A 1,302-nucleotide genomic window follows, 5' to 3' on the forward strand; every position below is an offset into this window, starting at 1 on the left:
TGGTTGTTTACGTGACCGGTTTGCGGGTGCGGGTTCAAATCCACTTGGCGGCTGGCGGCATAACCAATTAAGGCAAAGCCAATCATTAACGCACTTATCCAAACTAAACCCTGCTCGCCCAGCACTAAAAAACCACCCAACAAGGTGCCTAACAATATTGCCGCAAAGGTCGAGCCACTAAACCAAGCATTGGCTTGCATCAAACGTTCAGAGCGTACTTGCTCGGGTAAAATCGAATATTTAATTGGCCCAAAAAACGCCGACTGCACCCCCAATAAAAACAACACCGCCAACATAAAACCAATATCGCCACTAAAAAACGCCAACGAACCCAGCAACATAATCAAAACTTCAGCGAGCTTGATTTTACGCATCAGCCACACCTTGTCCCAGCGATCCGCCAATTGTCCGCCCCAAGGCGAAAACAAGAAAAACGGTAAAATAAACAAGCCCGCCGCCAAGGTAATGGTTAAGGCCGAATCGGCATCTTGCATTAAGCGATACGTGATCAAAATCACCAGCGCGTTTTTAAACAGGTTGTCGTTAAATGCGCCTAAAAACTGCACCACAAACAAGGCAAAAAATTTAGGCTGACGAATTAAATTGGACACGGAGATCATGAGTCGTTCCTTTTTGGCGGGTTAGCTTATTGGCGCATCGGGTTGGGTGACAAAGTCCGACGGTGGATCGTATTGAATAGAGTTTACATAATACACGGCACGTTTGTTTTCGGGCAAATCCACCGTCACTTCGTCGTCCACCGATTTAGCCAATAAGGCTTTGGCGACCGGCGAAAACAACGAAATATCGCCGGGCGTATAACCGGCTTCCAGCCCGCCGACGATGCGATAAGTATGCAGCTCGCCAGCTTCGTCCTCCAACCTCACCCAAGCACCAAAATAAATTTTGGTTAAATCGGCGGGACGATCACGCACCACTTTAATGTCTTTTAAATGGCGTTCTAAATAACGCAAACGTCGATCGGTTTCGCGCAGTTCTTTTTTACGGTAAATATACTCGGCGTTTTCTGAGCGATCACCTTCGGCGGCGGCATCGGCTAAGGCGCGCACAATCTCAGGGCGTTTGTTTTTCCACAAAAACACCATTTCCGAACTTAAGCGTTGGTAACCTTCCGGCGTAATATAACTCATTGGCTTCCTTATTCAGGCTGAATTCTGCGCCTAGTCTAGTAAAGCCTGTTCAATAAAGAAAGCAAAATTGCGACGTCACATCGGTAAAAACCTTACAAAAGTTGTTAAAAAATAAGCAAAATTTGTGTAATTTGTGATTTAATTTGTTTAA

At 45.8% G+C, this 1,302-nt stretch carries 2 protein-coding genes; both read right to left on the reverse strand.

What is annotated here, in order from left to right; translation table 11 throughout:
* Positions 1–620 (reverse strand): MFS transporter (locus IBX48_RS10585; RefSeq protein ID WP_296834403.1); only part of this gene is annotated, 620 nt, incomplete at its 3' end.
* Positions 621–641: 21 nt separating this feature from the next.
* Positions 642–1,151: a transcription elongation factor GreB gene (gene greB, locus IBX48_RS10590; RefSeq protein ID WP_296834406.1), complete on the reverse strand. Its 510-nt coding sequence runs from the start codon at positions 1,149–1,151 to the stop codon at positions 642–644.
* Positions 1,152–1,302 lie beyond the last annotated feature (151 nt).

It is taken from the genome of Thiomicrospira sp. (genome assembly GCF_014859555.1).
Lineage (GTDB): Bacteria > Pseudomonadota > Gammaproteobacteria > Thiomicrospirales > Thiomicrospiraceae > Thiomicrospira.

Bases quoted from the DNA above. Each gene is read 5' to 3' on its own strand.
- greB (WP_296834406.1), bottom strand. From the start codon at position 1,151: ATGAGTTATATTACGCCGGAAGGTTACCAACGCTTAAGTTCGGAAATG.